Origin of the sequence: Marinimicrobium sp. LS-A18 (genome assembly GCF_000463525.1) — a bacterium.
Lineage (GTDB): Bacteria > Pseudomonadota > Gammaproteobacteria > Pseudomonadales > Cellvibrionaceae > Marinimicrobium > Marinimicrobium koreense.
The window spans coordinates 1-25,621 of the sequence record NZ_AWEP01000007.1 but is presented as its reverse complement, the minus strand read 5'-3'; the positions used below and the strand labels follow the sequence as shown (position 1 = coordinate 25,621).

At 56.9% G+C, this 25,621-nt stretch carries 36 protein-coding genes; 4 read left to right on the top strand and 32 right to left on the bottom strand.

Annotated features, from left to right (window positions below; all coding sequences use genetic code 11):
• Positions 1-25: 25 nt before the first annotated feature.
• Positions 26-1,699 (bottom strand): hypothetical protein, encoded by a 1,674-nt coding sequence (locus N645_RS0115910; RefSeq protein WP_024462507.1) that lies wholly within the window; start codon positions 1,697-1,699, stop codon positions 26-28.
• Positions 1,700-1,992: 293 nt separating this feature from the next.
• Between N645_RS0115910 and N645_RS0115905 the strand changes: the two genes are divergently transcribed.
• The 3 genes from N645_RS0115905 (at position 1,993) to fabB (ending at position 4,932) form a co-directional block, all read left to right on the top strand.
• Positions 1,993-2,955, top strand: coding sequence for a polyprenyl synthetase family protein (locus N645_RS0115905; RefSeq protein ID WP_024462506.1), 963 nt, complete (start codon positions 1,993-1,995; stop codon positions 2,953-2,955).
• 100 nt (positions 2,956-3,055) lie between these two features.
• Positions 3,056-3,580 (top strand): 3-hydroxyacyl-[acyl-carrier-protein] dehydratase FabA, encoded by a 525-nt coding sequence (gene fabA / locus N645_RS0115900; protein ID WP_024462505.1) that lies wholly within the window; start codon positions 3,056-3,058, stop codon positions 3,578-3,580.
• 134 nt (positions 3,581-3,714) lie between these two features.
• A complete protein-coding gene (gene fabB, locus N645_RS0115895) occupies positions 3,715-4,932 on the top strand; it encodes a beta-ketoacyl-ACP synthase I (RefSeq protein WP_024462504.1) in 1,218 nt (405 codons plus the stop codon).
• Between the two features lie 92 nt (positions 4,933-5,024).
• Here the strand turns inward: fabB and N645_RS0115890 are convergent, their stop codons facing one another.
• The 3 genes from N645_RS0115890 to N645_RS0115880 all read right to left on the bottom strand — a co-directional run bounded on the left by N645_RS0115890 (position 5,025) and on the right by N645_RS0115880 (position 7,917).
• Positions 5,025-5,891 (bottom strand): sugar nucleotide-binding protein, encoded by an 867-nt coding sequence (locus N645_RS0115890; RefSeq protein WP_024462503.1) that lies wholly within the window; start codon positions 5,889-5,891, stop codon positions 5,025-5,027.
• 26 nt (positions 5,892-5,917) lie between these two features.
• Complete coding sequence (gene ssb, locus N645_RS0115885; protein WP_024462502.1) at positions 5,918-6,466, bottom strand: single-stranded DNA-binding protein; 549 nt, start codon at positions 6,464-6,466, stop codon at positions 5,918-5,920.
• An 80-nt stretch (positions 6,467-6,546) separates the two neighbouring features.
• Entirely contained in the window at positions 6,547-7,917 is a 1,371-nt protein-coding gene (locus N645_RS0115880; protein ID WP_024462501.1) for an MFS transporter, read from the bottom strand.
• 603 nt (positions 7,918-8,520) lie between these two features.
• Here N645_RS0115880 and uvrA point away from each other — a divergent pair.
• Positions 8,521-11,388, top strand: coding sequence for an excinuclease ABC subunit UvrA (gene uvrA / locus N645_RS0115875; protein ID WP_024462500.1), 2,868 nt, complete (start codon positions 8,521-8,523; stop codon positions 11,386-11,388).
• Positions 11,389-11,492: 104 nt separating this feature from the next.
• Here the strand turns inward: uvrA and rplQ are convergent, their stop codons facing one another.
• From rplQ to rpsJ, 28 genes are all read right to left on the bottom strand, one after another.
• Positions 11,493-11,903, bottom strand: a complete 411-nt coding sequence (gene rplQ, locus N645_RS0115870) for a 50S ribosomal protein L17 (RefSeq protein WP_024462499.1) — start codon at positions 11,901-11,903, stop codon at positions 11,493-11,495.
• 83 nt (positions 11,904-11,986) lie between these two features.
• Complete coding sequence (rpoA, locus tag N645_RS0115865) at positions 11,987-12,976, bottom strand: DNA-directed RNA polymerase subunit alpha (protein WP_024462498.1); 990 nt, start codon at positions 12,974-12,976, stop codon at positions 11,987-11,989.
• Positions 12,977-13,002: 26 nt separating this feature from the next.
• Positions 13,003-13,623 (bottom strand): 30S ribosomal protein S4, encoded by a 621-nt coding sequence (gene rpsD / locus N645_RS0115860; protein WP_024462497.1) that lies wholly within the window; start codon positions 13,621-13,623, stop codon positions 13,003-13,005.
• A 13-nt stretch (positions 13,624-13,636) separates the two neighbouring features.
• The gene (rpsK, locus tag N645_RS0115855; RefSeq protein ID WP_024462496.1) at positions 13,637-14,032 is read right to left on the bottom strand and encodes a 30S ribosomal protein S11; all 396 of its coding nucleotides are present in this window, start codon (positions 14,030-14,032) and stop codon (positions 13,637-13,639) included.
• 54 nt (positions 14,033-14,086) lie between these two features.
• Entirely contained in the window at positions 14,087-14,443 is a 357-nt protein-coding gene (gene rpsM, locus N645_RS0115850; RefSeq protein WP_024462495.1) for a 30S ribosomal protein S13, read from the bottom strand.
• 187 nt (positions 14,444-14,630) lie between these two features.
• Positions 14,631-14,747, bottom strand: a complete 117-nt coding sequence (gene rpmJ / locus N645_RS17905) for a 50S ribosomal protein L36 (RefSeq protein WP_081666256.1) — start codon at positions 14,745-14,747, stop codon at positions 14,631-14,633.
• A gap of 22 nt (positions 14,748-14,769) precedes the next feature.
• Positions 14,770-16,107 (bottom strand): preprotein translocase subunit SecY, encoded by a 1,338-nt coding sequence (secY, locus tag N645_RS0115845; protein ID WP_024462494.1) that lies wholly within the window; start codon positions 16,105-16,107, stop codon positions 14,770-14,772.
• An 11-nt stretch (positions 16,108-16,118) separates the two neighbouring features.
• Positions 16,119-16,553 (bottom strand): 50S ribosomal protein L15, encoded by a 435-nt coding sequence (gene rplO / locus N645_RS0115840; protein WP_024462493.1) that lies wholly within the window; start codon positions 16,551-16,553, stop codon positions 16,119-16,121.
• A 1-nt stretch (position 16,554) separates the two neighbouring features.
• Positions 16,555-16,740: a 50S ribosomal protein L30 gene (gene rpmD, locus N645_RS0115835; RefSeq protein WP_024462492.1), complete on the bottom strand. Its 186-nt coding sequence runs from the start codon at positions 16,738-16,740 to the stop codon at positions 16,555-16,557.
• Positions 16,741-16,776: 36 nt separating this feature from the next.
• Positions 16,777-17,286 (bottom strand): 30S ribosomal protein S5, encoded by a 510-nt coding sequence (gene rpsE / locus N645_RS0115830; protein WP_024462491.1) that lies wholly within the window; start codon positions 17,284-17,286, stop codon positions 16,777-16,779.
• A 10-nt stretch (positions 17,287-17,296) separates the two neighbouring features.
• Positions 17,297-17,647: a 50S ribosomal protein L18 gene (rplR, locus tag N645_RS0115825; RefSeq protein WP_024462490.1), complete on the bottom strand. Its 351-nt coding sequence runs from the start codon at positions 17,645-17,647 to the stop codon at positions 17,297-17,299.
• A gap of 9 nt (positions 17,648-17,656) precedes the next feature.
• Complete coding sequence (gene rplF / locus N645_RS0115820) at positions 17,657-18,190, bottom strand: 50S ribosomal protein L6 (RefSeq protein WP_024462489.1); 534 nt, start codon at positions 18,188-18,190, stop codon at positions 17,657-17,659.
• A gap of 12 nt (positions 18,191-18,202) precedes the next feature.
• Positions 18,203-18,595 (bottom strand): 30S ribosomal protein S8, encoded by a 393-nt coding sequence (gene rpsH, locus N645_RS0115815; protein ID WP_024462488.1) that lies wholly within the window; start codon positions 18,593-18,595, stop codon positions 18,203-18,205.
• Between the two features lie 31 nt (positions 18,596-18,626).
• Positions 18,627-18,932, bottom strand: coding sequence for a 30S ribosomal protein S14 (gene rpsN / locus N645_RS0115810; protein WP_024462487.1), 306 nt, complete (start codon positions 18,930-18,932; stop codon positions 18,627-18,629).
• Positions 18,933-18,942: 10 nt separating this feature from the next.
• Complete coding sequence (rplE, locus tag N645_RS0115805; RefSeq protein WP_024462486.1) at positions 18,943-19,482, bottom strand: 50S ribosomal protein L5; 540 nt, start codon at positions 19,480-19,482, stop codon at positions 18,943-18,945.
• Between the two features lie 6 nt (positions 19,483-19,488).
• Complete coding sequence (gene rplX, locus N645_RS0115800) at positions 19,489-19,806, bottom strand: 50S ribosomal protein L24 (RefSeq protein WP_024462485.1); 318 nt, start codon at positions 19,804-19,806, stop codon at positions 19,489-19,491.
• A gap of 35 nt (positions 19,807-19,841) precedes the next feature.
• Positions 19,842-20,210 (bottom strand): 50S ribosomal protein L14, encoded by a 369-nt coding sequence (gene rplN, locus N645_RS0115795; RefSeq protein ID WP_024462484.1) that lies wholly within the window; start codon positions 20,208-20,210, stop codon positions 19,842-19,844.
• A gap of 36 nt (positions 20,211-20,246) precedes the next feature.
• Entirely contained in the window at positions 20,247-20,513 is a 267-nt protein-coding gene (gene rpsQ / locus N645_RS0115790) for a 30S ribosomal protein S17 (protein WP_024462483.1), read from the bottom strand.
• 2 nt (positions 20,514-20,515) lie between these two features.
• Complete coding sequence (rpmC, locus tag N645_RS0115785; protein ID WP_024462482.1) at positions 20,516-20,707, bottom strand: 50S ribosomal protein L29; 192 nt, start codon at positions 20,705-20,707, stop codon at positions 20,516-20,518.
• Positions 20,707-21,120, bottom strand: a complete 414-nt coding sequence (gene rplP / locus N645_RS0115780; protein ID WP_024462481.1) for a 50S ribosomal protein L16 — start codon at positions 21,118-21,120, stop codon at positions 20,707-20,709. Before rplP ends, rpmC begins: the two co-directional genes overlap by 1 nt.
• A gap of 12 nt (positions 21,121-21,132) precedes the next feature.
• The gene (rpsC, locus tag N645_RS0115775) at positions 21,133-21,813 is read right to left on the bottom strand and encodes a 30S ribosomal protein S3 (RefSeq protein WP_024462480.1); all 681 of its coding nucleotides are present in this window, start codon (positions 21,811-21,813) and stop codon (positions 21,133-21,135) included.
• A gap of 13 nt (positions 21,814-21,826) precedes the next feature.
• On the bottom strand, positions 21,827-22,159 hold the full coding sequence (gene rplV / locus N645_RS0115770) for a 50S ribosomal protein L22 (protein WP_024462479.1): 333 nt from the start codon (positions 22,157-22,159) through the stop codon (positions 21,827-21,829).
• 28 nt (positions 22,160-22,187) lie between these two features.
• Positions 22,188-22,466 (bottom strand): 30S ribosomal protein S19, encoded by a 279-nt coding sequence (rpsS, locus tag N645_RS0115765; protein ID WP_024462478.1) that lies wholly within the window; start codon positions 22,464-22,466, stop codon positions 22,188-22,190.
• Positions 22,467-22,499: 33 nt separating this feature from the next.
• Positions 22,500-23,327 (bottom strand): 50S ribosomal protein L2, encoded by an 828-nt coding sequence (gene rplB, locus N645_RS0115760; protein WP_024462477.1) that lies wholly within the window; start codon positions 23,325-23,327, stop codon positions 22,500-22,502.
• Positions 23,328-23,340: 13 nt separating this feature from the next.
• On the bottom strand, positions 23,341-23,637 hold the full coding sequence (rplW, locus tag N645_RS0115755) for a 50S ribosomal protein L23 (RefSeq protein WP_024462476.1): 297 nt from the start codon (positions 23,635-23,637) through the stop codon (positions 23,341-23,343).
• Complete coding sequence (gene rplD / locus N645_RS0115750) at positions 23,634-24,248, bottom strand: 50S ribosomal protein L4 (RefSeq protein WP_024462475.1); 615 nt, start codon at positions 24,246-24,248, stop codon at positions 23,634-23,636. Before rplD ends, rplW begins: the two co-directional genes overlap by 4 nt.
• A gap of 20 nt (positions 24,249-24,268) precedes the next feature.
• The gene (rplC, locus tag N645_RS0115745; RefSeq protein ID WP_024462474.1) at positions 24,269-24,913 is read right to left on the bottom strand and encodes a 50S ribosomal protein L3; all 645 of its coding nucleotides are present in this window, start codon (positions 24,911-24,913) and stop codon (positions 24,269-24,271) included.
• A gap of 101 nt (positions 24,914-25,014) precedes the next feature.
• A complete protein-coding gene (gene rpsJ, locus N645_RS0115740; RefSeq protein ID WP_024462473.1) occupies positions 25,015-25,326 on the bottom strand; it encodes a 30S ribosomal protein S10 in 312 nt (103 codons plus the stop codon).
• Positions 25,327-25,621: the final 295 nt, after the last annotated feature.

Here is a 25,621-nt window from a genome sequence, read left to right as displayed (position 1 = left end):
TGTGTTGACTCGTTGCAGTCGGGGCTTATTCAGCCGCTTCAAACCACAGCGGCTGGGCACGATTGTCCGGGTGCAGGCCGTAAGTCCATCCAGCGGTCCAGTCGTTGTCAGCAGTCACGCCACCGACAAAGTCTGCATCTACCGGAGTCACCTGAGTGGCGTTACCGTTGACCACCATGTCGCCCAGCGGCAGAGAGTAGAAACCGTCCAGGATCGCCAGGTTGACATCGACGTCGTCAGCGGTCGGGTCTTCACCGTCAGCCGCGGTCTGCATCACGTCATTGCTGGCTTCGAGGAAGGCACGAGTGGTGGTGCTATCCGGCAGCGGGCCGCCGTTGGTCAGGGTGGCACAGGCGATGATGGATTCTTCAATCACCAGGTCACCGTCCTGAGCCGCCTGCAGGCTTTCGTCAGATTCAATGCGAACACAGTAGTTATCGTCCGCCTGGTCACCCATGTAAGCGGTGGTCAGGATGGAGTTGCGGATGGTCGGGAAGTGCGCTTCCCGGATGCGCCAGCCGTGACCGTCAGCGTGGGTGCCCGCTGCGTTCGGAGAGACGATACAAGTCAGGTTGTTGATGTTGGCGCGAGTGTTCAGACCGCGAGCCACGAAATCGTCGATAGTCGCGCTGTCCAGGCCATCGTAACTGCCAATACCGTCAGACTCGATGCAGTGATCACCATCGGTCTCACCCTGAATCACCAGTGCATTGTTGATGGTGCCGACATAAGCTTCGTCGATATCGATGGAGTCATCGCGGACATACAGACCCACGTAGTTGTTGATATCAACCGCGCCACCGAAGAACTCGATACCGTCGTCGTAGGTTGAGTAAACCTGCAGGAAGTTCACCTCGGTACCGGAGCCGACCGCGTTGAAAGAAATGCCGTTCAGGTCGTTACCCGGAGCAACTTGAGCACCGGTGTGCTTGACCATGAAGTACTCCAGAGAGCCGGAGTTGTCTTCATTGTTGTCACCACCGTAGTAAGTCTGACCAGCGCCGGCCTTACCTTCAGCGGCGATATGGCAGTCGGAAGTGGCCAGGTCGCCATCCATCATGGTGCCGGTGTAGGCACACTTGTTGGTGATACCGAAACCATTGATGATCATGCCGCCCCACTGCTGGACATCTTCAGCGCCTACAGTACCTTCGATGTCTGAGGTAGAAGTCACCACAACCGGCTCTTCCATGGTGCCTTCGGCAAAGATCTGGGAACCGCGGTTGACCACGAAGTAATCATCACTGGAACGGAAGGCCAGAATGGTGCCCGCTTCCAGGCGCAATACGGAACCGTCACCACCCTGGGCGATGCCAGCCGCTTCCATGTCAGCGTCGTTGTCATAGCCCTGACCAATCATCAGGCTGTCGTTGAAGATGTGGGCGCCGTCGTTGGACAGGTCGCCAAAAACCAGCTCTTCAGAACCGGTGTAGGGCTTGCTCAGGCTGACAAAATCGGTGCCGTACACGCAGTTGGGGGCATCATAGGAACCCTGAAAGGTTTCACCATCTTGCTCGTAGGAGGCACAGGGATTGTTTTCCTCGGGCTGCTGAGTACCGCCACCACCGACAACAGCGCCTTCACCAATCGAGTTGTCGACACTGGACTGGTTGCGGGCATCGATTTCAATATCGCCGCCACCACAGGCCGCCAGCACTGCAGTCAAAGCGGTTACGCTAACAAGGGTCGTGATTTTCATAGGTTGAGCACTCCTGATGGATCGCTTTTTTTGAAAACGGGGACTACCGGCCTCGGCCAATAGTCCATGTCTGGTCCGAGAGAACCTCGCAAGCAACTCGGCTCATCTCGTCGTGTGGCGCCTATGTTCAACAAGTTTTATGAATCTTGGGCGACAGTTTTGTGAAGGTTTTGTGACGAGCACCGGAGGGGAGGTACCGATGGGCCGGTTGACGGCAGGCGCCGGAATTCTTGACAGCCACCCCCGCCCTGCCTAGGATGCCTTTCCTTTATCAGCAACAGAGCCCAAGCCCCATGCTGCCTTTCCACCAGGTTGTTGCGGACGATTTCGAAGCCGTAAACCAGCGCATCATCGAACAGCTCCATTCCGATGTAGAGCTGGTCGAGAATATTGGTCACTACCTTATTGAGGCCGGGGGCAAGCGATTGCGCCCGCTGATGGTGCTGCTCACCTGCCGGGCACTGGACTATAGAGGACGGGACAACCTGGACCTGGCGGCGATCATTGAGTTCATCCACACCGCCACCCTGCTCCACGACGATGTGGTCGACACGTCGGAGCGCCGGCGGGGGCGCATTACCGCCAACGCCCAGTGGGGTAACGCACCGGCGGTGCTGGTGGGGGATTTCCTGTATTCCCGGGCGTTTCAGATGATGGTGGCCATTCGCAGCATGGACATCATGTCGGTGCTGTCGGAGACCACCAACCGTATCGCCGAGGGCGAGGTCCAGCAGTTGGTCAACGCCAAGGACCCCGCCGTCACCGAGGACAACTACTTTTCGGTGATCGACAAAAAGACGGCCATCCTGTTTGCCTCAGCCTGCGACGTGGCAGCGGTTCTCAGCGAGGCAACCCCCGACCAGCGCCTGGCGCTGAGGGCCTACGGCCACCACGTCGGTATGGCCTTTCAGCTGGTAGACGATGCGCTCGACTATCAGGGAGACGCCGAGGCCCTGGGCAAGAACGTCGGTGACGACCTGGCGGAGGGTAAACCCACCCTGCCCCTGATTTATGCCATGCAGACGGGAACACCGGACCAGAAGGCGCTGGTGGCAAGTGCGATCCGGGCGGGAGACACCACAAAGCTGCCGGAGATCCTGCGCATCGTCGAGGAAACTGGCGCCATGGAATACACGCTCGAGCGCGCTCGCGCCCAGGTCGCCAGCGCCAGGGCACAGCTGGCGGCCCTGCCAGAGAACGCCTACACCCAGGCCATGGCCGAGGTGGCGGAGTTCGCCCTGGCCCGGACTCACTAGACAAGCTCCCCACAGTCGGTAGAATGGCGACCTTTGCCGCCCTGAATCCACCCGCAACGGTGACCGATGGGCCGATATAGACTGTAACAGAGCCCCTATTATGAACGCCTTTGCCCAAAAGAACGCCTACAGCCGTGACGAACTGCTCGAGTGTGGCCACGGCCGCCTGTTTGGCCCCGGCAACGCCCAGTTGCCCGTGCCCAATATGCTGATGCTCGACCGGATCGCCCATATCAGCGAAACGGGCGGGGAATTCAGCAAAGGCGAAATCATCGCCGAGCTCGATATTTCTCCCGACCTGTGGTTCTTTGACTGCCACTTCCCCGGCGACCCGGTTATGCCCGGCTGTCTGGGCCTGGACGCCATGTGGCAACTGGTGGGTTTTTTCCTGGGCTGGAAGGGCAACCCCGGTAAGGGACGGGCCCTGGGCTGTGGTGAAGTGAAATTCACCGGGCAGATTCTGCCCACCGCCAAAAAAATCACCTACCACATCAATCTGAAGCGGGTCATTGAGCGCAAGCTGATCATGGGCATCGCCGACGGCCGGGTATCCGTCGATGGCAAAGACATCTACTTTGCCAAGGATTTGCGCGTCGGTCTGTTTCAGAACACTGATTCCTTCTAAATCGGGCAGCCGGGCCAGCCCGTGGCGCTGAACTCAGCTTCTGTCGAGCGGTCCAATCCCCGCCCCGACAGAGCGGTTTGTATGGCATAATGGCGCCCACTGCTTCCGCTACAAACAGAGATAAGAGGTAGCCTATGAAACGCGTTGTAGTTACCGGCATGGGCATTGTGTCCTGCTTAGGTAATGATATTGCCACCGTACTCGAGGCATTACGCGCAGGCCGTTCCGGCATCAAATTTCAGGACAGCTATGCCGAGATGGGTTTCCGCAGCCAAGTGGCGGGCTCCATCGACATTGACCTGAAAGAGCGCATTGATCGCAAAGTGCTTCGCTTCATGGGCGATGCGGCGGCCTTTGCCTATATTTCCATGGATCAGGCCATTGCTGACGCCGGCCTCGATGAGTCGCTGGTGTCGAACGAGCGCACCGGCATCATCATGGGCTCTGGCGGCGCCTCCTCCAAGAACCTGGTGGAAGCGGCCGACGTACTGCGGGAGAAAGGCCTGAAGCGGGTCGGTCCCTACCGGGTCACCCAGACCATGGGCAGCACCACCTCGGCCTGTCTGGCCACTCCGTTCAAGATCAAGGGGCTGAACTACTCCATTTCCTCCGCCTGCGCCACCAGTGCCCATTGTATTGGCAGCGCTATGGAGCAGATCCAGTTGGGCAAACAGGACATCGTGTTTGCCGGTGGCGGCGAAGAAGAGCACTGGTCGTTGACCTGCCTGTTCGACGCCATGGGTGCCCTGTCCACCAAGTACAACGACAACCCTGAACAAGCATCGCGCGCCTATGATGCGGAGCGCGACGGTTTTGTCATTGCCGGTGGTGGTGGCTGCCTGGTACTGGAAGAATATGAGCACGCCAAGGCTCGCGGCGCCAAAATCTACGCCGAACTGGTTGGCTACGGCGCCAACTCTGACGGTTATGACATGGTGGCCCCTTCCGGTGAAGGCGCCATTCGCTGCATGAAGCAGGCCCTGGCGACCACCGACGGGGATATTGATTACATCAACTCCCACGGTACCAGTACACCGGTGGGCGACCTGGCTGAGCTGAAGGCCATTCGCGCCACCTTTACCGACAAGGTGCCGACCATCAGCTCCACCAAATCCCTCACCGGGCATTCTCTGGGTGCCACCGGCGTACAGGAGGCCATCTACAGCCTCCTCATGATGAAGCACGACTTCATCTGCGCCTCGGCGAACATCACCCAGCTGGACCCCGAAGCGGAAGGGCTGCCGATCGCGACCAAGCGTCAGGATGGGGTGACTCTGGAGCGAGTCATGTCCAACAGCTTCGGTTTTGGCGGCACCAATGCCTGCCTGGTGTTCCAGCGCATGGCCGACTGAACCGCCAGATCCCGTTCAGATGGACATAAAAAACGCGGCATCGGCCGCGTTTTTTATGTCCACCACGTTTTTATGTCCTGACTTCCGACTGATCAACTCTGACGCTGGTGCAGCCACTGTTTGACCATGGGTACCAAGTAGGGCTCCCAAGCCCTTGCCTGTACGCCAAAGCCATCCCGCAGGCGCCGCCCACCCAACACCGCGCTGATGGGCTCATCCGGAGGCAAGGACTCCAGCCTCGTCAGCTCGACCCCCTCCGGCATGCTGTCAAGCTGGCCCAGTACGGCAATCACCTTTTCCGCAAAATCCGCTTCGCTGCAGGGCTCGCGACTGGCGTAATGCATGACTCCCCAGTTCTCCGCCCCACAGCTGATCTGCTTGACCACGCCCACGATCACTCGGGCCGCATCGGACAGCGCCGTGGGGGAACCTTTCAGTCGGACATGGACCGGCACCTCCCCCTGACCACTGAAAATCGCGCCAAGAAGGCGGGTCAGGCGGTTGTCACCATAGCTGCCAATCATCCAGCTCAGGCGGAGAATCAACCGCTTCGACAGCGCCCCGGTCACCGCCTGCTCGGCCGCCAACCAGGCGCGCCCGGCGTCACTTTGGGGCATGGGCTCGTCTTTTTCCGCATGACTACTTTTGTTATCCCCGCCAAAGACCTGATAGCTGGACAACTGGATCATGGGCAGGCGCTGCTCCTCGCAAACCTGAGCCAGGATGGCGGCGGCCCGGGGGATCAGGGAGCAGTGAGCGCTATCGGGCCGATCGGCCCACCCCAGGGTATTGATCACCAGTCTGGGGCGCTGATGCTCAATCCAGGCGCGAACCTCCCCGATATCGGTCCAGTTCAGCCGGGCCGACTCGGGCATGATCAGCGCAAAGGGTTCGCGCTCAAGCTCGTGCTCGAGCGCTTTGCCCAGGGCATGGGAGGCGTCAGTCAACAGCAGTTTCAAACGCGGTAACTCACCTGGACGTGGCTTTAGAACGGAATGTCATCATCAAAGCTGTCAAAGCCGCCGGCTGGCTGCTGAGGCTGGCCGCCGCCCCGTGGCGCGTTCTGCTGCCCACCCTGAGCGGGCGCATTCTGGGGGCCGCCGTAATTGCCGCCACCTTGTGGCGCGGAGTAATCGTCCGACGGGCCGGACTGATTGCCATAACCGCCACCGCCGCCATAGTTGCTGTTGTCACCACCACGGCCGTCGAGCATCTGCATCTCGTTGGCGACGATTTCAGTGGTATAGCGGTCCTGACCGTCCTGCCCCTGCCACTTGCGGGTACGCAAGGAGCCTTCGATGTAGACTTTGCTGCCCTTTTTCAGATACTCGCCCGCAATCTCGGCCAGGCGGTTGAAAAAGACCACCCGGTGCCACTCGGTGCGCTCCTGTGGCTGGCCGGTCTGCTTGTCTTTCCACTGGTCACTGGTGGCCAGATTGACGTTGGTCACCGCCCCACCGGAGGGCATGTAGCGGGTTTCCGGGTCGGCACCCAGGTTCCCGATCAGAATGACTTTGTTGATTCCCCGAGCCATGATGTTCTCCTGTTCGTAAACTGTCTTAAATGGCCGTCAGGATACACCAGCGGCCCTTGGCTGTCAGTCGGTGAATGGGTTCACCGGGCCAACACACACTGTTCGGCGATGGCGGACAGCCGCTTGCGGTCCACCACCCGGGGGTCCACCTTGAGGTAAGCGGTCCCCTCACTCTCCACGACCACTACTTCGGCCACGCCGGGAACGGCGTATAGCTCTTCGCTGAACCGGTCACTGACCTTGCCCTTGAGCGGAATCAGAACGCTGGCCAGGTAACGGGGCGGGCGCATGCCCAGCGCGGCCAGCCACCAGAGCAACACCAGCCCTACGGCAACCGCCGATACCGCCGGCAACCCGCCCACCTGAAACACCCAGCCGCCCAAGGCGCCGCCGGCAAAGGCGCCGAAAAATTGGCAGCTGGCATAAATACTGGTGGCGGTGCCCTTGCCCCCCGCTGGTGCAATCTTGCTCACCAGTGAGGGAAGGCTGGCTTCCAGCAGGTTGAACGCCATAAAGAACACAAACAGAATGGCCAACACGGCGAATAACGAGCTGACCCAGGGCTGTGCCGCCAGCGCGAGGCCCAACAGGGCAATGGCGCCGAGAAACACCGGCTTCATCTGCCGACGCTTCTCGGCGATGATGATGAACGGCAGCATGGCCGCGAAGGCGCCCGCCAGCAGCGGTAGGTAGACATACCAGTGATCCCCCCGGGCAATACCGAGGTCAGCCTCCAGACGCTGGGGCATGACCAGAAACAGGGCCATCAGCACAAAGTGCAGCACGAAGATGCCCAGGTTCAGGCGCAGCAGCTCGCGATTGGCCAATACCTGTCGAATCAGCTCCGGAACGGCGCCCACTTCGCGCCGCCGGCGCGGCGGTCTCTGAACCGTCGGCACCAGCTGCCAGACGATCCACAGCCCGACCAGCCCCAGTGCGGCAGTCAACCAGAACACCGCCGCGAGGCCGCCCCAGTTGGCCAGCAAGGGGCCAATCACCAGCGCCAATGAGAAGGAGACACCAATCGCACCACCAATGGTCGCCATGGCCTTGGTGCGGTTCTCTTCGGCCGTAAGGTCCGCCAACAAGGCCATCACCGCGCCAGCGATGGCACCACCCCCCTGAAGCAGACGCCCGAGCACCAGCTCATAAACCGAGTCGGCCTGCGCGGCCACCACGCTGCCGAGAGTGAACACTAACAAACCAACCGTTATGACGGGCTTGCGGCCGATGCGGTCGGAGAGGATACCGAAAGGAATCTGGAGCAGTGCCTGACTGAAGCCGTAGGCACCCAGGGCCAGGCCCAGTAGCAGGGGGGTGGCGTGGCGGTAGTTGTCGCCATAGAGGGTGAGCACCGGCAGGACCATGAACAGCCCGAGCATGCGGAAGGCGTACAGCAGTGCCAGGGAGACCACCGTGCGGCGCTCGAAGGGGGCCTGAACAATCGGCAAGGACAGCTCCTGATTCACATGGGTAAATGGGAGGCGGATTCTAACACACTGGCCGGGGGGTGCTTATTGCTTGGCACTCCATCTAGCCCGGCCCGGAGGAGGGTAGGCCCTTCGGAGACCCGCCGTGAACCCATCCCTGGGGGCTTCTCATCGGCATCCTTGCCTCAGAGAGTCTCCGAAGGGCCTACCCTCCTCCGCGCCTCGGTGCCATCTTTCAAGATCCCAGCTCCTGGGGTGGTCCGCTGCTGGCAAAGAGTCGCGTAGGGCTGGTAAGGCCGAAGGCCGCACCTGCCGCAACCCAACTCAGACTTCACCGGTATCGGGCCCGGCAACGGCAGGTGCGCGCTTCGCGCTTACCAGCCCTACGCCCACCTTCAGCGATACTGGCACCGAGGTTTGGAGCGGGGCATACCCTTTGGAGACTCTCTGAGGCAAGGATGCCGATGAGAAGCCTACAGGGATGTATTCACGGCGGGTCTCCAAAGGGTATGCCCCGCTCCAAACCGGGCGTGACTATTACTCACTACAATCCTTTACAACCCGGGTGACCGCCCCTCGGTGGGAATGCGTATAATGGGGGATTTGGTCGTTTCGGGAGACATGATGGATACCATTCTGGTTCGGGGGGCGCGCACCCATAACCTCAAGAATATCGACCTCGACATACCGCGGGACAAACTCGTCGTGATTACCGGCCTGTCCGGCTCGGGTAAGTCCTCACTCGCCTTCGACACCCTATACGCCGAGGGCCAGCGGCGCTACGTCGAATCACTCTCCACCTACGCCCGGCAATTCCTCTCCATGATGGAAAAGCCCGACGTCGACCACGTGGAAGGGTTGAGCCCGGCCATCTCCATCGAACAGAAATCCACCTCCCACAACCCGCGCTCCACCGTGGGCACCATTACCGAGATTTATGACTATCTGCGCCTGTTGTTCGCACGGGTGGGGGAACCCCGCTGCCCGGTGCACGGTGAGCCATTATCAGCCCAGACAGTCAGCGAAATGGTCGACACGGTGCTCGCCCTACCCGAGGGCACCAAGCTCATGCTTCTGGCCCCGGTCATCCGGGACCGCAAGGGTGAGCACTTACATATCTTCGAGCAACTGAAGCGCGAAGGTTTTATCCGTGCCCGGGTGGACAGCATTCTGGTGGATCTGGATGACCTGCCCAAGCTGGACAAGAAGAAAAAGCACACCATCGAAGTGGTGGTAGACCGGTTCAAAGTCCGGCCCGATCTGCAGACCCGGCTTGCCGAGTCCTTCGAGACCGCTTTGAACCTGACCGAAGGGTTGGCCGGCATCAGCTTTATGGATGGCGAACAGGGCGACCAACTGTTCTCCGCCAAGCATGCCTGCCCGGTCTGTGATTACAGCCTGAGTGAACTGGAGCCGCGCCTGTTCTCGTTCAACAATCCCGCTGGCGCCTGCCCGACCTGCGACGGCCTGGGTGTGAAGCAGTTCTTTGATGAATCCCGGGTGATCCAGAACCCCGAGGCGTCCTTGGCCGAGGGCGCCATTCGCGGCTGGGATCGGCGCAATATTTATTACTACCACATGCTCGACTCCCTGGCAGAGCACTACGGTTTCGATATCGATACGCCCTGGAAGAAGCTCAAAGCCAAAGACCGGCGGGTGGTACTCTACGGCTCGGAAGACGAAGAAATTGACTTCAGTTACATTAATGAGCGCGGCGACCTCTACCAGCGTCGGCACCGGTTTGAGGGTGTGTTGCCCAATATGGAGCGGCGCTATCGGGACACCGAATCCTCGTCGGTTCGCGAGGAGCTGGCCAAGTACATGTCCTCGCAATCCTGCCCCAGTTGCGGCGGTGCGCGTCTGCGAGAGGAGGCGCGCAATGTGTTCATCGACGAGCACACCCTGCCCCAGATGACCGAGCTGCCGGTCGGGGAGGCCTACGACTACTTCAGCGCCCTCAACTTTCACGGCAGCAAGGCGAGCATTGCGGAGAAAATACTCAAGGAGCTGCGTGACCGGTTTCGTTTTCTGGTTGATGTGGGTCTGAATTACCTGTCCCTGAACCGCAGCGCGGACAGCCTGTCCGGGGGCGAGGCGCAGCGAATCCGCCTCGCGAGTCAGATCGGTGCCGGCCTGGTGGGCGTCATGTACATCCTGGACGAGCCCTCGATCGGGCTGCACCAGCGCGACAATGAGCGCTTACTCCGTACACTGACCCACCTGCGCAATATCGGCAATACGGTGATTGTGGTCGAACACGATGAAGATGCCATACGCCAGGCCGACCATGTGATCGATATCGGCCCTGGCGCCGGCGTCCATGGCGGTCAGGTGATCGCCCAGGGCGACGTCAACGCCATCATGGCCACCGACGGCTCGATTACCGGGGAGTACCTCAGCGGCAAGCGGGAAATCGCTGTGCCAGCGGAGCGTCATCCTGTAGAACCCGACCGGATGTTCCGGATCACCGGCGCCCGGGGTAACAACCTGAAAAACGTCACCCTAGAGCTCCCGGTGGGCCTGATGACCTGCGTGACCGGCGTCTCGGGATCCGGTAAGTCCACACTGATCAATGCCACCCTTCACCCGCTGGCGGCGACGGAACTCAATGGTGCCACCACGCTCAAAGCGGCGCCCTATGAAACCGTCGAAGGCATGGATCACTTCGATAAATGCGTCGATATTGATCAGAGCCCGATCGGCCGCACCCCACGCTCCAACCCGGCAACCTATACCGGCATTTTTACCCCCATCAGAGAGCTGTTTGCCGGAACCCAGGAAGCCCGCTCACGCGGTTACAAACCGGGACGATTCAGTTTCAACGTCCGCGGTGGCCGCTGCGAAGCCTGCCAGGGCGACGGGGTCACCAAGGTGGAGATGCACTTTCTGCCGGACGTCTATGTGCCCTGCGACGTATGTAAAGGCAAGCGCTATAACCGCGAAACACTGGAGGTGAAATACAAGGGAAAAAGCATTCACGAAGTGCTGGAGCTGACTGTCGAAGAAGCCAGAACCTTCTTCGACCCGGTCCCTGCGATTGCCAATCGGCTGCAGACGCTCATGGACGTGGGACTTTCCTACATTCGGCTGGGCCAGGCGGCGACGACCTTGTCTGGCGGGGAAGCGCAGCGGGTCAAGCTCTCCCGCGAGCTCTCAAAACGGGACACCGGCCAGACTCTCTACATTCTCGATGAACCGACGACCGGGCTGCACTTTTACGATATCGAGCAACTTCTGGCGGTTCTGCACCGGTTACGGGATCACGGCAATACAGTGGTGGTGATTGAGCACAACCTCGACGTGATCAAAACCGCTGACTGGCTTATCGACCTGGGGCCGGAAGGCGGCTCGGGTGGGGGCGAGATTATCGCCACCGGCACGCCGGAGGCGGTGGCTGAGCAGCCACAATCCCACACCGGTCGTTTCCTCAAACCGATGCTGAAGGTGGCCGCAAAGCGCAAAAAAGGGAAAAAGAAAGCCGAGAAAGCCTGACTAAAAGCATTTCTCGCAGATACAAAAAAGCCAGGCATCAGCCTGGCTTTTTTGTATCTGCTTCAATGATGTCCACGAAAGACATCATCAGCGCGGCGCCGATATTACTCGGCGGTATCCGCTGCCGCTTCTACCGGCTCTTCACCCGCTTCAATCTGGGGGCGGTCCACCAGCTCAACATAGGCCATGGGGGCCTTGTCGCCGGCACGGAAGCCACACTTCATGATACGGATATAGCCACCGGGGCGGGACTCATAACGAGGACCCAGCTCCGCGAACAGTTTACCTACCGCTTCTTTATCACGCAGGCGACTGAACGCCAGACGACGGTTGGCAACACTGTCCTTCTTGGCCAAAGTAATCAGCGGCTCGGCTACGCGACGCAGTTCTTTGGCCTTGGGCAAGGTGGTTTTAATCAGCTCGTGCTCAACCAGAGACGCGGTCATATTGCGAAACATGGCTTTGCGATGAGAGCTGTTACGATTCAGTTGACGGCCACTATGACGATGACGCATGACGCTAAACCCTTCACTAACGATCGCTTCACAGCGATCTCGTTAACCGCCGGCCAAACGACCGGCGACGAAACAATGTATTATCAGTCTTCGTTCTTCAAGCTGGCCGGGGGCCAGTTTTCCAAACGCATACCGAGTGACAAACCGCGCGAGGCGAGTACATCTTTGATCTCTGTCAGAGACTTCTTACCCAGGTTCGGGGTCTTCAACAGCTCAACTTCTGTGCGCTGAATCAGATCACCGATATAGTAGATATTCTCTGCCTTCAGGCAGTTCGCAGAGCGAACTGTCAATTCGAGATCATCAACCGGACGCAGAAGAACAGGATCAATTGCTTCCTCTTTCTCTTCCGGCGTGGACTGCTTCTCAGCCTCCAGGTCGACGAACACGGCCAGCTGCTGTTGCAGGATGGTCGCTGCACGACGAATCGCTTCTTCCGGATCGATGGTACCGTTGGTCTCCAGATCCAGAATCAACTTGTCCAGGTCAGTACGCTGCTCTACACGGGCACTCTCGACCGTATAGGCAAGACGACGGACCGGGCTGTAAGTCGCATCCAGCTGCAGGCGACCAATCGCGCGACTTTCGTCCTCGTCGTGACGACGGGCATCAGCCGGCTCGTAGCCGCGACCACGAGCCACGGTCAGGCGCATGTTCAGTTCGGTATCACCGGTGATATGGGCAATCACGTGATCGGGGTTCTTCACCTCGATATCGTGATCAACCTGGATATCTCCTGCGGTAACGACACCCGGGCCCTTCTTCTTCAGAGTCAGAACCGCGCGATCCTTACCGTGCATCACAACCGCAACGTTCTTGAGGTTGAGCAGGATTTCAATAACGTCTTCCCGCACACCTTCAATCGCGCTGTACTCGTGCAGCACACCGTCAATCTCGGTTTCAGTAATGGCACAGCCCGCCATGGAGGAGAGCAGAATACGCCGTAGGGCATTGCCCAGAGTGTGACCGAAACCGCGCTCAAGCGGCTCCAACACCACGCGAGCGTGGGTCGGACTGTTTTCGGTCACATCGATATGACGCGGAGTCAAAAATTCGTTTACTGCAGTCTGCATAGCCACACCTGTTAGCGGTTAGTCCCTTACTTGGAGTAAAGCTCGACAATAAGGTTCTCGTTGATTTCAGCGGGCAATTCACTGCGATCGGGAACTCGGGTGAAAACACCTTCTTTCTTGTCCGCGTTCACATCGATCCACTCAACATTGCTGCGCTGGCCGGCAAGGGTCAGGGCGTTCTGGATACGCAACTGATTCTTGGCCTTCTCGCGAACGGCAACCACATCACCTTCCTGCACCTGATAGGACGGAATGTTCAGGGTTTTGCCGTTGACGCTGATCGCCTTATGGGTCACCAGCTGACGCGCTTCTGCACGGGTAGAGCCAAAGCCCATCCGGTACACAACGTTATCAAGGCGGCCTTCGAGCAGCTTCAACAGGTTCTCACCGGTGGCACCCTTACGGCGAGCGGCTTCTTTGTAGTAGCTGCGGAACTGCTTTTCCATCATGCCATAGGTGCGACGTACCTTCTGCTTTTCACGCAGCTGCACACCATAGTCAGACAGACGACCACGACGCTGACCATGCTGGCCAGGAACGCTTTCCAGTTTACACTTCGAATCCAGCGCACGAGCACCACTCTTCAGAAAGAGGTCGGTGCCTTCACGACGGGACAGTTTACATGTAGGTCCAATATAACGAGCCATTATCTAGTTCCCCTTACACTCGACGTTTCTTGGGAGGACGGCAGCCGTTGTGCGGAATCGGCGTAACGTCGACAATGTTGGTGATCTTGTAACCAACATTATTAAGTGCGCGAACTGCGGATTCGCGGCCAGGGCCAGGGCCCTTCACTTCTACGTCGAGGTTCTTAAGACCGTATTCTTTCGCTGCCTCACCGGCGCGCTCCGCAGCTACCTGGGCAGCAAACGGGGTGCTTTTGCGCGAACCGCGGAAGCCAGAACCACCAGAGGTAGCCCAGCTCAGGGTATTACCCTGACGGTCGGTGATAGTGACAATGGTGTTATTGAAGGACGCGTGGATGTGGGCAACCCCATCGACCACCGTCTTCTTGACTTTCTTTTTCGTTGCGGTTTTATTACCTGGCTTCGCCATAGCAATCTCTTCCTAACCTGTAGTTACCGTATTTGAATGACTGGCGCAGATCGATTAACGCTTAATCGGCTTGCGCGGGCCCTTACGTGTGCGAGCGTTGGTCTTGGTACGCTGACCATTGACCGGCAAGCTGCGACGGTGACGCAGACCGCGATAGCAGCCCAGGTCCATCAGACGCTTGATGTTCATCGACACAACACGGCGCAAGTCACCCTCTACGGTATGCTTGCCAAGCTCGTTACGGATCGCGTCGAGCTGTTCCTCGGAAAGACTACCCATTTTGGCGTCTTCGGCGATGCCAGTAGCGGCACAGATCTGTTGCGCAGTAGTACGGCCGATCCCATAGACGTAAGTCAGGGAGACAACCGCGTGCTTGTGATCTGGTATGTTTACACCAGCAATACGGGCCATTCAAATTACTCCAGTAACACTAAAATTGCAGCGTTGACGGCAACTTACGCCACCCAACACCCTAAAAGGCGCGCAAGGATAGCGGTAAAATCACCAAAAATCAATAGCCCGGGGATTTCTCCCCGGACGACAGTCAACGCCCCCTCATGTACGCCCCGCCCCTGGAGGGGGGCCGGGCGTCCAACTCTTAACCCTGCCGCTGCTTGTGGCGAGGCTCAGCGTGGCAAATTACTCGCAGTACGCCGTTGCGCTTAACCATCTTGCAGTTGCGGCAGATCTTTTTAACAGAAGCACGAACTTTCATGATCCTACCCTAGTAATGGGGATTAGCGAGCGTTGCCGCTGCCATATCCCTTCAAGTTAGACTTCTTCATCAGTGACTCGTACTGATGAGACATCAAGTGCGCCTGAACCTGGGACATAAAGTCCATGACCACCACTACCACGATCAGCAACGACGTGCCCCCCAAGTAGAAGGGAACATTGGCCGCCACCACCAGGAACTGGGGCATCAGGCACACAGCCGACATATAAACAGCACCCACTACCGTCAGACGGGTCAGGACACTGTCGATATAGCGGGCCGATTGCTCACCCGGGCGAATCCCCGGGATGTAGGCACCGGACTTCTTCAGGTTATCCGCGACTTCTTTAGGGTTGAACATCAACGCCGTGTAGAAGAAGCAGAAGAACGAGATCAGCGCCGCGAACAGCAGAATGTTCAGAGGCTGACCCGGACCAATCGCCAGAGCGAGATCCTGAAGGAAGTCGCTGGCGAAGCCATCGCCGCCCTCGCCAAACCATTGGGCAATGGACGCCGGGAACAGCAGAATACTGCTGGCAAAGATCGCCGGAATCACGCCGGCCATATTGATCTTCAGCGGCAGGTGACTGGTCTGAGCGGCATAGGCATTACGTCCCTGCTGACGCTTCGCGTAGTTTACCGTAATCCGACGCTGTCCGCGTTCTACCCGGACCACACCCCAGATTACCGCCAACGCGATGACCGCAATCACCAGCAACAGTAGCAGGTGCAGATCGCCCTGACGGGCACTCTCAAACGCCTGACCGACCGCGCTCGGCAAACCCGCCACAATACCGGCGAAAATGAGCATTGAAATGCCGTTGCCGATACCTTTTTCAGTGACCTGCTCGCCCAACCACATCATGAAGACGGCGCCGGTAACCAGAGAGGTGACCGCAATGAAGTGAAACGCAAAATCCGCTTCGCCACCATAGGCAAACCCGGAAAAGCTCACTGACATTGCCATCGCCTGAACCGTAGCCAGCACCACCGTACCGTAACGGGTGTACTGGTTGATCTTGCGACGACCCGCATCACCTTCTTTCTTAAGCTGCTCCAGCGAGGGAGTCACGGCGGTCATCAACTGCATGATAATAGATGCAGAGATGTACGGCATGATACCCAACGCCAGAATACTCATGCGCTCCAGGGCACCCCCGGAGAACATGTTGAACATACCCAGAATGGTACCCTGATTCTGGTTAAACAGGTTGGCAATCCGCTCGGGATCCAAACCGGGAACCGGAATATGAGTACCAATTCGGTAGACTACGATCGCCAGGAACAAAAAACGCAGGCGAGCCCAAAGCTCGCCCAGACCTTTCTGATTCCCCAACGAAGGATTACCGGGAGTTGCCATGTTGGCGCCCCTTACTCTTCGACTTTCCCGCCGGCTGCTTCAATCGCAGCCTTGGCACCTTTGGTGACCGCAATACCGCGTACGGTAACCGCTTTGCTGAGCTCGCCAGATGCGAAGATCTTGGCGCGCTTCATGTTAGCACCAATGACATCGGCCTGCTTCAGAGTTTCGATATCGATGGTATCGCCCTCCACCTTGTTCAGCTCTGAGAGACGAACTTCGGCAGTGACACGACCAATGCGAGAACTGAAACCATACTTCGGCAGACGCTTCTGCAGCGGCATCTGACCGCCTTCAAAGCCCGGAGCAACGCTACCACCGGAACGGGACTTCAAACCTTTGTGACCGCGACCGGCGGTCTTGCCCAGGCCACTACCGATACCGCGACCCACGCGCTTCTTGCTATGGGTGCTACCGGGGGCGGGACTCAGCTCGTTAAGACGCATCTTATTCTCCCTCTACCTGTACCAGATAGTTTACAGAGTTAATCATCCCACGCACGGAGGGAGTGTCTTCCACCTCAACGGTGTGGCCGATACGGCGCAGACCCAAACCGGCAACGCTAGCCTGATGCTTCTTCAGGCGACCCGCGGTACTACGGACTTGAGTCACTTTGATCATTTTCTTAGCCATGGTCGTATTCCGCAATCAGTTAACTGGCAACGCCAATTAATTCAGGATCTCTTCGACACTTTTGCCACGCTTGGCCGCTACAGAGTCCGGAGACGCCATAGACTTCAGCGCGTTAAAAGTGGCACGAACAACGTTTACCGGGTTGGTAGAACCGTAGCACTTGGCCAGTACGTTCTGAACACCGGCAATTTCCAGCACAGAGCGCATGGCACCGCCAGCAATAACACCGGTACCCTGGGAGGCCGGCTGCATGAACACCTTGGAGGCGCCATGACGACCTTTGGTCGGGTACTGGATAGTATCACCGTTCAGTTCAACGTCGATCATGTTACGGCGAGCGGCTTCCATTGCTTTCTGGATAGCAACCGGCACTTCACGTGCTTTACCGCGGCCAAAGCCGACCTTACCGTTACCGTCACCAACCACGGTCAGTGCGGTGAAGGCAAAGATACGACCACCTTTAACAGTCTTGGCAACACGATTGACCTGTACCAGCTTTTCCTGGAAGCCTTCGTTGTTGCCTTCTTCTTTCTTCGCGTATGCCATATCTTAACCCTTAGAATTCCAGTCCAGCTTCACGCGCAGCGTCAGCCAGGGCTTTTACGCGACCGTGGAACTTGAACCCACTACGGTCGAACGCCACCCGGGAGACACCGGCAGCTTTAGCGCGCTCTGCAATCAGAGCGCCGACAGCTTTCGCCGCCTCGCTGTTACCCGTTTTGCCTTGACGCAGATCTTTGTCCAACGTCGAGGCACTGGCCAATACGCGGCCGCCATCTTCTGCAATAACCTGCGCGTAAATATGACGCGGGGTACGATGAACAGACAGACGGTTAACACTCAGTTCACGAATCTTGGCACGGGCACGACGCGCACGGCGAAGACGAGATTGCTTCTTATCGCTCATATCCTGGCCCTACTTCTTCTTGGCTTCTTTACGGCGAACCTGTTCGCTTGCATAGCGGATGCCTTTACCCTTGTAGGGTTCGGGCTCACGCAATGCGCGAATCTCGGATGCCACCTGACCGAGCAGCTGCTTGTCAGCGCTCTTCAGCACAATTTCTGTCTGGGCCGGACATTCCGCCGTTACACCTTCCGGTAAGGTGTAATCGATCGGCTGAGAATAACCGACAGACAGGTTTACAGTTTTACCCGACGCCTTGGCACGATAACCAACGCCGACCAGTTGCAGCTTCTCTTCGAAGCCCTGATCTACGCCTTTTACCATGCTGCCGACCAGCGCACGCATGGTGCCTGCCAGCGCGCGGGACTGCTTGGCCCCATCACGAGCGGTGAACTTCAGCAGGTTTTCTTCCTGCTGGATTTCAACGCTGTCGTGAATTTCCAGAGCCAATGTACCTTTTCCGCCTTTAACGCTAAGGCTCTGACCCTGAAGGGTGACCTTAACAGCGGACGGTACTTCAACCGGACTATTTGCAACTCGTGACATGACGACTTCCCGTTAAAATACTGTGCAGAGGACTTCACCACCGACGCCAGCGGCGCGAGCGGCACGATCAGTCATAACACCTTTACTGGTAGAAACGATGGCAACGCCCAGACCACCGCGCACGGTCGGAATGGACGACTTACCAGCATAACTGCGCAAGCCGGGGCGACTGACCCGATCCAGCTCAGCAATAACCGGCTTACCTTCAAAATATTTCAGCTCAATGGTCAGCTCGGGCTTGGCACCCTCGCTCACTGAGAAACTATCAACGTAGCCTTCTTCTGCCAGAACTTTTGCCACAGAGGCCTTCAGTTTGGAAGAGGGCATGGTGACATTCGACTTTCCCACCTGCTGGGCGTTTCGAATGCGAGTCAGCATATCGGCCAACGGATCTTGCATGCTCATCTGATTCTGCTCCTAATGTTAAGCCCTGGGCTTACCAGCTGGACTTGACCAAACCGGGAACGTCGCCCCGCATGGCAGCTTCACGCAGCTTGTGGCGGCACAAGCCGAACTTGCGATACACACCGTGCGGACGGCCAGTTACGCGACAGCGACGACGCCCGCGGCTCGGGCTCGCATCGCGAGGCAGCTGCTGCAGTTTGATCTGCGCTTCCCAGACTTGCTCTTCGGAAGAAGCAGGGCTGGCAATAATCGCTTTCAGTTCCGCGCGCTTAGCGGCGTATTTGGCGACTGTGCGGGCACGTTTTACTTCGCGTGCAACCATTGATTTCTTAGCCATGACGCTACCCTTAACCTTTGAACGGGAAGTTGAACGCTTTCAACAGCGCGCGACCTTCCTCGTCGTTCCGTGCTGTCGTTGTGATACAAATATCCAGACCGCGGAGCTTATCGACCTTATCGTAGTCAATTTCCGGGAAGATAATCTGCTCGCCTACGCCCATGGAGAAGTTACCGCGGCCGTCAAATTGCTTCGGGCTGATACCCCGGAAGTCGCGAATGCGCGGAATAGCGATGCTGACCAGGCGATCCAGAAACTCATACATACGATCTTTACGCAGAGTTACTTTGCAGCCAATCGGCCAGCCATCACGGATTTTGAAACCCGCGATTGACTTACGTGCCTTGGTAATCACGACCTTCTGGCCGGCGATTTTTTCCAAGTCACCGATCGCATTCTCAAGCACTTTCTTGTCGCCCACAGCCTCACCGACACCCATGTTAATGGTGATCTTGGTGATGCGCGGAACTTCCATCACGTTCGCGAGACCCAGCTCATCTTTCAGCTTGGGCGCGAGCTCTTTGCTGTACAGTTCTTTTAGCCTAGCCATGTCTACTTACGCCTCTACGGCTTCGCCATTGGATTTGAAAACGCGGACCTTGTCGCCGTTTTCAAGGATCTTGAAGCCAACACGATCCGCCTTCTGAGTCGCCGGATTGTAAATGGCAACGTTGGAGGCCTGGATCGAGGCTTCCTTCTCTACGATTCCGCCGGGCACGCCCATTTGCGGATTCGGTTTCTGGTGCTTCTTGATCATGTTAATACCAGACACGATCAGGCGGCCATCAGCCAACACACGGGTAACCTTCCCGCGCTTACCTTTGTCGCGACCAGCGATAACAATCACTTCGTCATCACGTTTAATCTTTCGCATTTGTCTGCCCTCAGCTCTCTGCCCGTACCAAGTGCTTACAGCACTTCCGGTGCGAGAGAAATGATTTTCATGAACTTCTCGCCACGCAACTCGCGAGTCACCGGCCCAAAGATACGAGTACCCACCGGAGCATCCTGGTTGTTCAGCAGCACAGCAGCGTTGTCGTCGAACTTGATCAACGAACCATCCTGGCGGCGAACACCTTTCTTGGTGCGCACTACCACCGCTTTCATCACCTGGCCTTTCTTCACCTTACCGCGAGGAATCGCTTCCTTCACAGTAACTTTGATGATGTCACCCACAGCGGCATAGCGCCGATGGGAGCCGCCAAGAACCTTGATGCACTGAACCCGACGAGCGCCGCTATTATCAGCTACATCTAAGTAGGTTTCTGTTTGAATCATCGTCCGTCTCCGAAACTATTAAGTCGCCTGAATCACTTAGATTTCAGTAGCGCGCTCTTCAATGTTCACTAAAGCCCATGATTTGGTCTTTGACAGCGGACGAGATTCAGCGATAGTCACCGTATCACCGATCTTGCAGTCATTGTTTTCATCATGCGCTTTCAGCTTTGATGACTTGCTCACATACTTGCCGTAAAGCGGATGCTTTACGCGACGCTCGATCAGCACTGTGATGGTTTTATCCATCTTGTCGCTAACAACCTTGCCGGTCAGTGTACGAGCCAGATTATCTGCCTGAGTCATCGTTAATTACCTGCCTTCTGTTTAAGCACCGTTTTAATTCGAGCAATATCGCGGCGAGTTTGCTTGAGCAGGTGAGTCTGACCCAGCTGGCCAGTAGCAGCCTGCATACGCAGCTTGAACTGCTCTTTCAATTGAGTCAGCAGTTCGCCGTTCAGCTCTTCAACGGATTTTTCCCGGAGTTCTGAAGCTTTCATCACATCACCGAACGTTTTACGAAAGTTGTTGTAATAGGCAACTTGGCTGCGGCCAACGCAAAGGCCTCTCGAGCCAGATCTTCACTGACGCCATCCATCTCATACAGGACTTTACCAGGACGGATCTGCGCGACCCAATATTCCACGTTACCCTTACCTTTACCCTGACGTACTTCCAGGGGCTTCTCGGTAATTGGTTTATCTGGAAACACACGAATCCAGATTTTACCGCCACGTTTAATGTGACGAGTCATCGCACGACGGGCCGCCTCAATTTGGCGAGCTGTAATGCGACCGCGACCAGTAGCTTTCAAGCCAAAATCACCAAAGCTTACTTTGGCGCCCCGATGGGCCAAGCCGCGGTTGCGGCCCTTCATTTGCTTGCGAAACTTCGTACGCTTTGGTTGCAGCATCTTGCGTACCCCTTACTTGGACTTAGAGCCTTTTTTCTTAGGTGCAGCTTCAGCTTCGTCGATATCGCCGATGACCTCACCCTTGAAAATCCAAACTTTCACACCGATGATGCCGTAGGTGGTTGACGCTTCGGCGGTTGCGTAGTCGATGTTTGCACGCAATGTGTGCAACGGTACGCGGCCTTCACGATACCACTCACTACGAGCGATCTCGGCACCCCCCAGGCGGCCTCCCACCTGGATCTTGATACCTTCCGCACCCTGACGCATGGCGTTTTGCACGGCACGCTTCATGGCACGGCGGAACATCACGCGGCGCTCCAGCTGCTGAGCGACATTCTGGGCAACCAGTGAAGCATCCAGATCAGGCTTACGGATCTCTTCAATGTTGATGTGCACTGGCACACCCATGCGCTCGCTCACTTCTGCACGCAGACGATCCACGTCTTCGCCTTTCTTACCAATCACGATGCCCGGACGGGCAGTGTGGATGGTAATACGTGCGGTATTGGCGGGACGCTCAATGTCCACGCGGCTTACAGACGCGCTGGACAATTTGCCCTGAATGTAAGAACGCACTGCCAAATCATTGTTGAGTTTGTCTGCGTACTGATCGCTGCCGGCATACCACACTGAGGTATGCTTCTTGACGATACCCAGACGAATACCTGTCGGATTTACTTTCTGACCCATAACGCCTGCTCTCTTACTGGTCGGCTACTTTAACGGTGATATGACAAGTGCGCTTAAGAATGCGATCAGCACGACCTTTAGCGCGAGGCTTGATACGTTTCATGCTCAAACCTTCATCCACAAAAATCGTGGACACTTTCAGTTCATCGACGTCGGCGCCTTCGTTGTGTTCGGCATTCGCAATTGCGGACTCGAGCACCTTCTTGATAATCGCGGCGCCCTTTTTGGGGCTGAATGCCAGAAGGTCCAACGCCTCCTCTACACCTTTTCCGCGAATCTGATCGGCTACCAAGCGCGCTTTTTGCGCCGACAGACGAGCACCGCTGAGTTTTGCTGCTACTTCCATCGTGTTACCTCGTAGGCACTATTAGCGCTTAGCGCTTTTTCGCTTTTTTGTCTGCGACATGACCGCGATAGGTGCGGGTAGCCGCAAACTCGCCAAGTTTGTGTCCAACCATTTCTTCATTCACCAGGACGGGCACGTGCTGACGACCATTGTGTACTGCCAGCGTCAGACCAACCATTTCTGGCATGATCATTGAGCGCCGCGACCAGGTTTTGATTGGACGACGATCATTTTTTTCGATCGCTGTTTCGACCTTCTTAATGAGGTGAAGATCGATAAAAGGACCTTTCTTCAGTGAACGTGGCACTGTTGCTTCCTCTTTTCCGCTGTTGATTTGCCGTTAGCGCTTAGAGCGACTACGGACAATCATCTTGGTGGTGCGCTTGTTTTTGCGCGTCTTGTAACCCTTGGTCGGAACACCCCAAGGCGATACCGGATGACGGCCACCAGAAGTACGACCTTCACCACCACCGTGCGGGTGATCTACCGGGTTCATGGCGACACCGCGCACCGTAGGACGAACACCGCGCCACCGTTTGGCACCAGCCTTACCGAGTGACCGCAAGCTGTGCTCGCTGTTGGACACTTCGCCCAAGGTCGCCCGGCAGTTAACCAGTACACGGCGGGTTTCACCGCTACGCAAACGCAAGGTCGCGTAAGTACCGTCGCGAGACACCAATTGGCACGACGCACCAGCAGAACGAGCCAGCTGGGCACCTTTCTCGGGCTTCAACTCGACGCAGTGAACTGTGCTACCGAGGGGGATATTCCGCAGCGGCAACGCATTACCCACTTTAATCGCCGCCGCATCACCTGACTCGATCTTGTCACCAGCCTTGAGGCTCTTGGGTGCGATAATGTAACGGCGCTCACCGTCGGCATAACAAACCAGCGCGATGTAGGCTGTGCGGTTCGGATCATACTCCAGGCGCTCTACTGTGGCCGGTATACCGTCTTTATTACGACGGAAATCGATCACACGGTAGTGCTGCTTGTGGCCGCCGCCTACGTGACGGGTTGTGATACGACCAGCGTTGTTACGTCCACCGCTTTTGGATTTCTTCTCCAGCAGCGGCGCGTAAGGAGCACCCTTGTGCAAATCCGGATTGACGACACTTACTACAAAGCGGCGACCGGGCGAGGTTGGTTTACGTTTTACAATAGGCATTGCAACAATCCTCTTACTCAGCTACCGCAAAGTCGATATCCTGACCTTGCTCAAGACGAACGTAGGCCTTCTTCCAGTCACTGCGCTTACCGATACCAAAGCGAGTGCGACGGGTCTTGCCCTTCACGTTAAGCACGCGAACACTTTCAACTTTGACATCAAACAGCGCCTGTACGGCCGCTTTGATTTCGAGCTTGCTGGCATCAGTGGCTACTTTGAAAACAACCTGGTTGCCGTTCTCGCCCGCCATGGCGGACTTCTCGGACACTACCGGACCCAACAAGATTTTATAGATGCGTTCTTGGTTCATCCCAGGATCTCCTCGAACTTTTTCAGAGCCGGAACGGTGACCACAACCTTTTCGAAGCCGATCAAGGCAACCGGATCAACACCCTGAACGTCGCGAACATCAACCTTATGCAGGTTGCGAGACGCCAGGTAAAGATTTTCGTTCACATCCTCAGTCACAATCAGCGCTTCTGACAGATCGTACTGAGCCAGCTTTTGTACCAGGCTTTTGGTCTTGGGTGCGTCGACGGAAAATTCTTCCACCACCACCAGACGCTCCTGGCGATTCAGCTCAGACAGAATGCAGCGCAGTGCTGCACGGTACATCTTTTTGTTGAGCTTCTGCTCGAAGTTGCGGGGCTTGGCAGCAAATGCCTTACCACCGGAGCGCCAGATCGGACTGCGGATGGTACCCGCACGCGCACGACCGGTGCCCTTCTGACGCCACGGCTTCTTACCGCCGCCAGATACTTCAGAGCGAGTTTTCTGAGCCTTGGTGCCCTGACGGCCGCCCGCCAGGTAGGCGACTACCGCCTGATGCACCAGGTCTTGATTAAATTCTTTGCCAAACGCCACCTCAGATACGTTGAGCGTATCTTTGGCACCATCGGGCTTTACAATATTCAATTCCATGGTCGTTTCCCCTCGGACAATTAACCGTTACTGCGCGCTTTAACTGCGGGACGAACAATGACGTCACCACCGGGAGCTCCCGGAATGGCGCCTTTGACCAACAGCAGATTACGCTCAGCGTCGACGCGGACCACTTCCAGGTTCTGAACAGTTACCTGTTCGGCACCCATGTGACCTGACATCTTCTTGCCCTTAAAGACGCGACCCGGTGTCTGACATTGTCCGATGGAACCGGGGGCACGGTGAGAAAGGGAGTTACCGTGGGTAGCGTCCTGCGTGGCGAAATTCCAACGCTTGACGGTACCGGCAAAGCCCTTACCTTTGGAAGAACCGGTGACATCGATCTTCTGGCCAGCCTCAAAGGCGTCAACCGTAATCTCTGCACCAACTTCGAAGGATTCTTGAGTATCGTTACGCAATTCCCACAACCCACGTCCAGCTTCGGCATTCGCCTTGGCATAGTGGCCCGCTGCGGGCTTGGTAACACGTGAGGCGCGACGAGACCCTACGGTAACCTGCACTGCAGAGTATCCGTCGGTTTCTACATTCTTCACCTGGGTGACGCGATTGGGAGCAACCTCAATCACGGAAACAGGAATGGAAACACCATCATCGGTAAATATGCGAGTCATGCCGCTCTTGCGGCCGACAATACCAATCGTCATGTTGCTAACCTCTCAGTGTACGGGGCTTTTACCCGCTATGGCCGCCCATTTCAGAGCGTTACACAAACCCGGCCGAAACCGGGATTAACATTTACTTTGTATTAGTTAAGACTGATCTGAACCTCTACACCTGCAGCCAAATCCAGCTTCATCAGGGCATCAACGGTTTTTTCAGTGGGCTCAACAATGTCCAGCAAACGCTTGTGTGTACGAATCTCGTACTGATCACGCGCGTCCTTGTTGACGTGCGGGGAGATCAATACAGTGAAGCGCTCTTTGCGAGTCGGCAGCGGAATCGGGCCACGGACTTGTGCGCCTGTGCGCTTTGCTGTCTCAACAATTTCCTGGGTAGAGGCATCGATGAGCTTATGATCAAAGGCCTTCAGGCGAATCCGAATGCGTTGATTCTGCATGTGAACCAAACTCCAGTAATAAACTTTAAAGAACTATCCAAATTGGCGATGGCGTCCGAGCTGAGCTCGTTGACACCCTGCAAAATGGAGGCGCAATTCTAATGGCGGGACAGCCCCCTGTCAAGGGATATGCCAGGATATTCCCGGAATTCCGGAAAACGCACCATTATTTTTTAAAATCAAAGACTTATATCTCCAACAGAACATCTAAAATCGCTCAGGAGACAAAAAAAGGCCCCCGCAGGGGCCTTTTTCAGAGCCTGTATCGCTTACTCGATGATCTTAGCGACCACGC

What these genes read in the sequence shown, in the direction of transcription:
- rplD (WP_024462475.1), bottom strand. Translation starts at nt 24,248, where the DNA reads ATGGAATTGAATATTGTAAAGCCCGATGGTGCCAAAGATACGCTCAAC.
- rplP (WP_024462481.1), bottom strand. Translation starts at nt 21,120, where the DNA reads ATGCTGCAACCAAAGCGTACGAAGTTTCGCAAGCAAATGAAGGGCCGC.
- rpmD (WP_024462492.1), bottom strand. Translation starts at nt 16,740, where the DNA reads ATGGCTAAGAAAATGATCAAAGTGACTCAAGTCCGTAGTACCGCGGGT.
- rpmJ (WP_081666256.1), bottom strand. Translation starts at nt 14,747, where the DNA reads ATGAAAGTTCGTGCTTCTGTTAAAAAGATCTGCCGCAACTGCAAGATG.
- rpsQ (WP_024462483.1), bottom strand. Translation starts at nt 20,513, where the DNA reads ATGACTCAGGCAGATAATCTGGCTCGTACACTGACCGGCAAGGTTGTT.
- rplR (WP_024462490.1), bottom strand. Translation starts at nt 17,647, where the DNA reads ATGAGCGATAAGAAGCAATCTCGTCTTCGCCGTGCGCGTCGTGCCCGT.
- rplE (WP_024462486.1), bottom strand. Translation starts at nt 19,482, where the DNA reads ATGGCTAGGCTAAAAGAACTGTACAGCAAAGAGCTCGCGCCCAAGCTG.
- rplF (WP_024462489.1), bottom strand. Translation starts at nt 18,190, where the DNA reads ATGTCACGAGTTGCAAATAGTCCGGTTGAAGTACCGTCCGCTGTTAAG.
- ssb (WP_024462502.1), bottom strand. Translation starts at nt 6,466, where the DNA reads ATGGCTCGGGGAATCAACAAAGTCATTCTGATCGGGAACCTGGGTGCC.
- rpsK (WP_024462496.1), bottom strand. Translation starts at nt 14,032, where the DNA reads ATGGCGAAGCCAGGTAATAAAACCGCAACGAAAAAGAAAGTCAAGAAG.
- rpsD (WP_024462497.1), bottom strand. Translation starts at nt 13,623, where the DNA reads ATGGCTCGTTATATTGGACCTACATGTAAACTGTCCCGTCGTGAAGGC.
- rplQ (WP_024462499.1), bottom strand. Translation starts at nt 11,903, where the DNA reads ATGCGTCATCGTCATAGTGGCCGTCAACTGAATCGTAACAGCTCTCAT.
- N645_RS0115910 (WP_024462507.1), bottom strand. Translation starts at nt 1,699, where the DNA reads ATGAAAATCACGACCCTTGTTAGCGTAACCGCTTTGACTGCAGTGCTG.
- fabB (WP_024462504.1), top strand. Translation starts at nt 3,715, where the DNA reads ATGAAACGCGTTGTAGTTACCGGCATGGGCATTGTGTCCTGCTTAGGT.
- rplX (WP_024462485.1), bottom strand. Translation starts at nt 19,806, where the DNA reads ATGCGAAAGATTAAACGTGATGACGAAGTGATTGTTATCGCTGGTCGC.
- rplB (WP_024462477.1), bottom strand. Translation starts at nt 23,327, where the DNA reads ATGCCTATTGTAAAACGTAAACCAACCTCGCCCGGTCGCCGCTTTGTA.
- N645_RS0115905 (WP_024462506.1), top strand. Translation starts at nt 1,993, where the DNA reads ATGCTGCCTTTCCACCAGGTTGTTGCGGACGATTTCGAAGCCGTAAAC.
- rpsJ (WP_024462473.1), bottom strand. Translation starts at nt 25,326, where the DNA reads ATGCAGAATCAACGCATTCGGATTCGCCTGAAGGCCTTTGATCATAAG.
- uvrA (WP_024462500.1), top strand. Translation starts at nt 8,521, where the DNA reads ATGGATACCATTCTGGTTCGGGGGGCGCGCACCCATAACCTCAAGAAT.
- fabA (WP_024462505.1), top strand. Translation starts at nt 3,056, where the DNA reads ATGAACGCCTTTGCCCAAAAGAACGCCTACAGCCGTGACGAACTGCTC.
- rpsN (WP_024462487.1), bottom strand. Translation starts at nt 18,932, where the DNA reads ATGGCTAAGAAATCAATGGTTGCACGCGAAGTAAAACGTGCCCGCACA.
- rpsM (WP_024462495.1), bottom strand. Translation starts at nt 14,443, where the DNA reads ATGGCCCGTATTGCTGGTGTAAACATACCAGATCACAAGCACGCGGTT.
- rplW (WP_024462476.1), bottom strand. Translation starts at nt 23,637, where the DNA reads ATGAACCAAGAACGCATCTATAAAATCTTGTTGGGTCCGGTAGTGTCC.
- rplV (WP_024462479.1), bottom strand. Translation starts at nt 22,159, where the DNA reads ATGGAAGTAGCAGCAAAACTCAGCGGTGCTCGTCTGTCGGCGCAAAAA.
- rplN (WP_024462484.1), bottom strand. Translation starts at nt 20,210, where the DNA reads ATGATTCAAACAGAAACCTACTTAGATGTAGCTGATAATAGCGGCGCT.
- rplO (WP_024462493.1), bottom strand. Translation starts at nt 16,553, where the DNA reads ATGCGTCTTAACGAGCTGAGTCCCGCCCCCGGTAGCACCCATAGCAAG.
- rplC (WP_024462474.1), bottom strand. Translation starts at nt 24,913, where the DNA reads ATGACGATTGGTATTGTCGGCCGCAAGAGCGGCATGACTCGCATATTT.
- rpsC (WP_024462480.1), bottom strand. Translation starts at nt 21,813, where the DNA reads ATGGGTCAGAAAGTAAATCCGACAGGTATTCGTCTGGGTATCGTCAAG.
- rpoA (WP_024462498.1), bottom strand. Translation starts at nt 12,976, where the DNA reads ATGCAGACTGCAGTAAACGAATTTTTGACTCCGCGTCATATCGATGTG.
- rpsH (WP_024462488.1), bottom strand. Translation starts at nt 18,595, where the DNA reads ATGAGCATGCAAGATCCGTTGGCCGATATGCTGACTCGCATTCGAAAC.
- rpmC (WP_024462482.1), bottom strand. Translation starts at nt 20,707, where the DNA reads ATGAAAGCTTCAGAACTCCGGGAAAAATCCGTTGAAGAGCTGAACGGC.
- rpsE (WP_024462491.1), bottom strand. Translation starts at nt 17,286, where the DNA reads ATGGCATACGCGAAGAAAGAAGAAGGCAACAACGAAGGCTTCCAGGAA.
- secY (WP_024462494.1), bottom strand. Translation starts at nt 16,107, where the DNA reads ATGGCAACTCCCGGTAATCCTTCGTTGGGGAATCAGAAAGGTCTGGGC.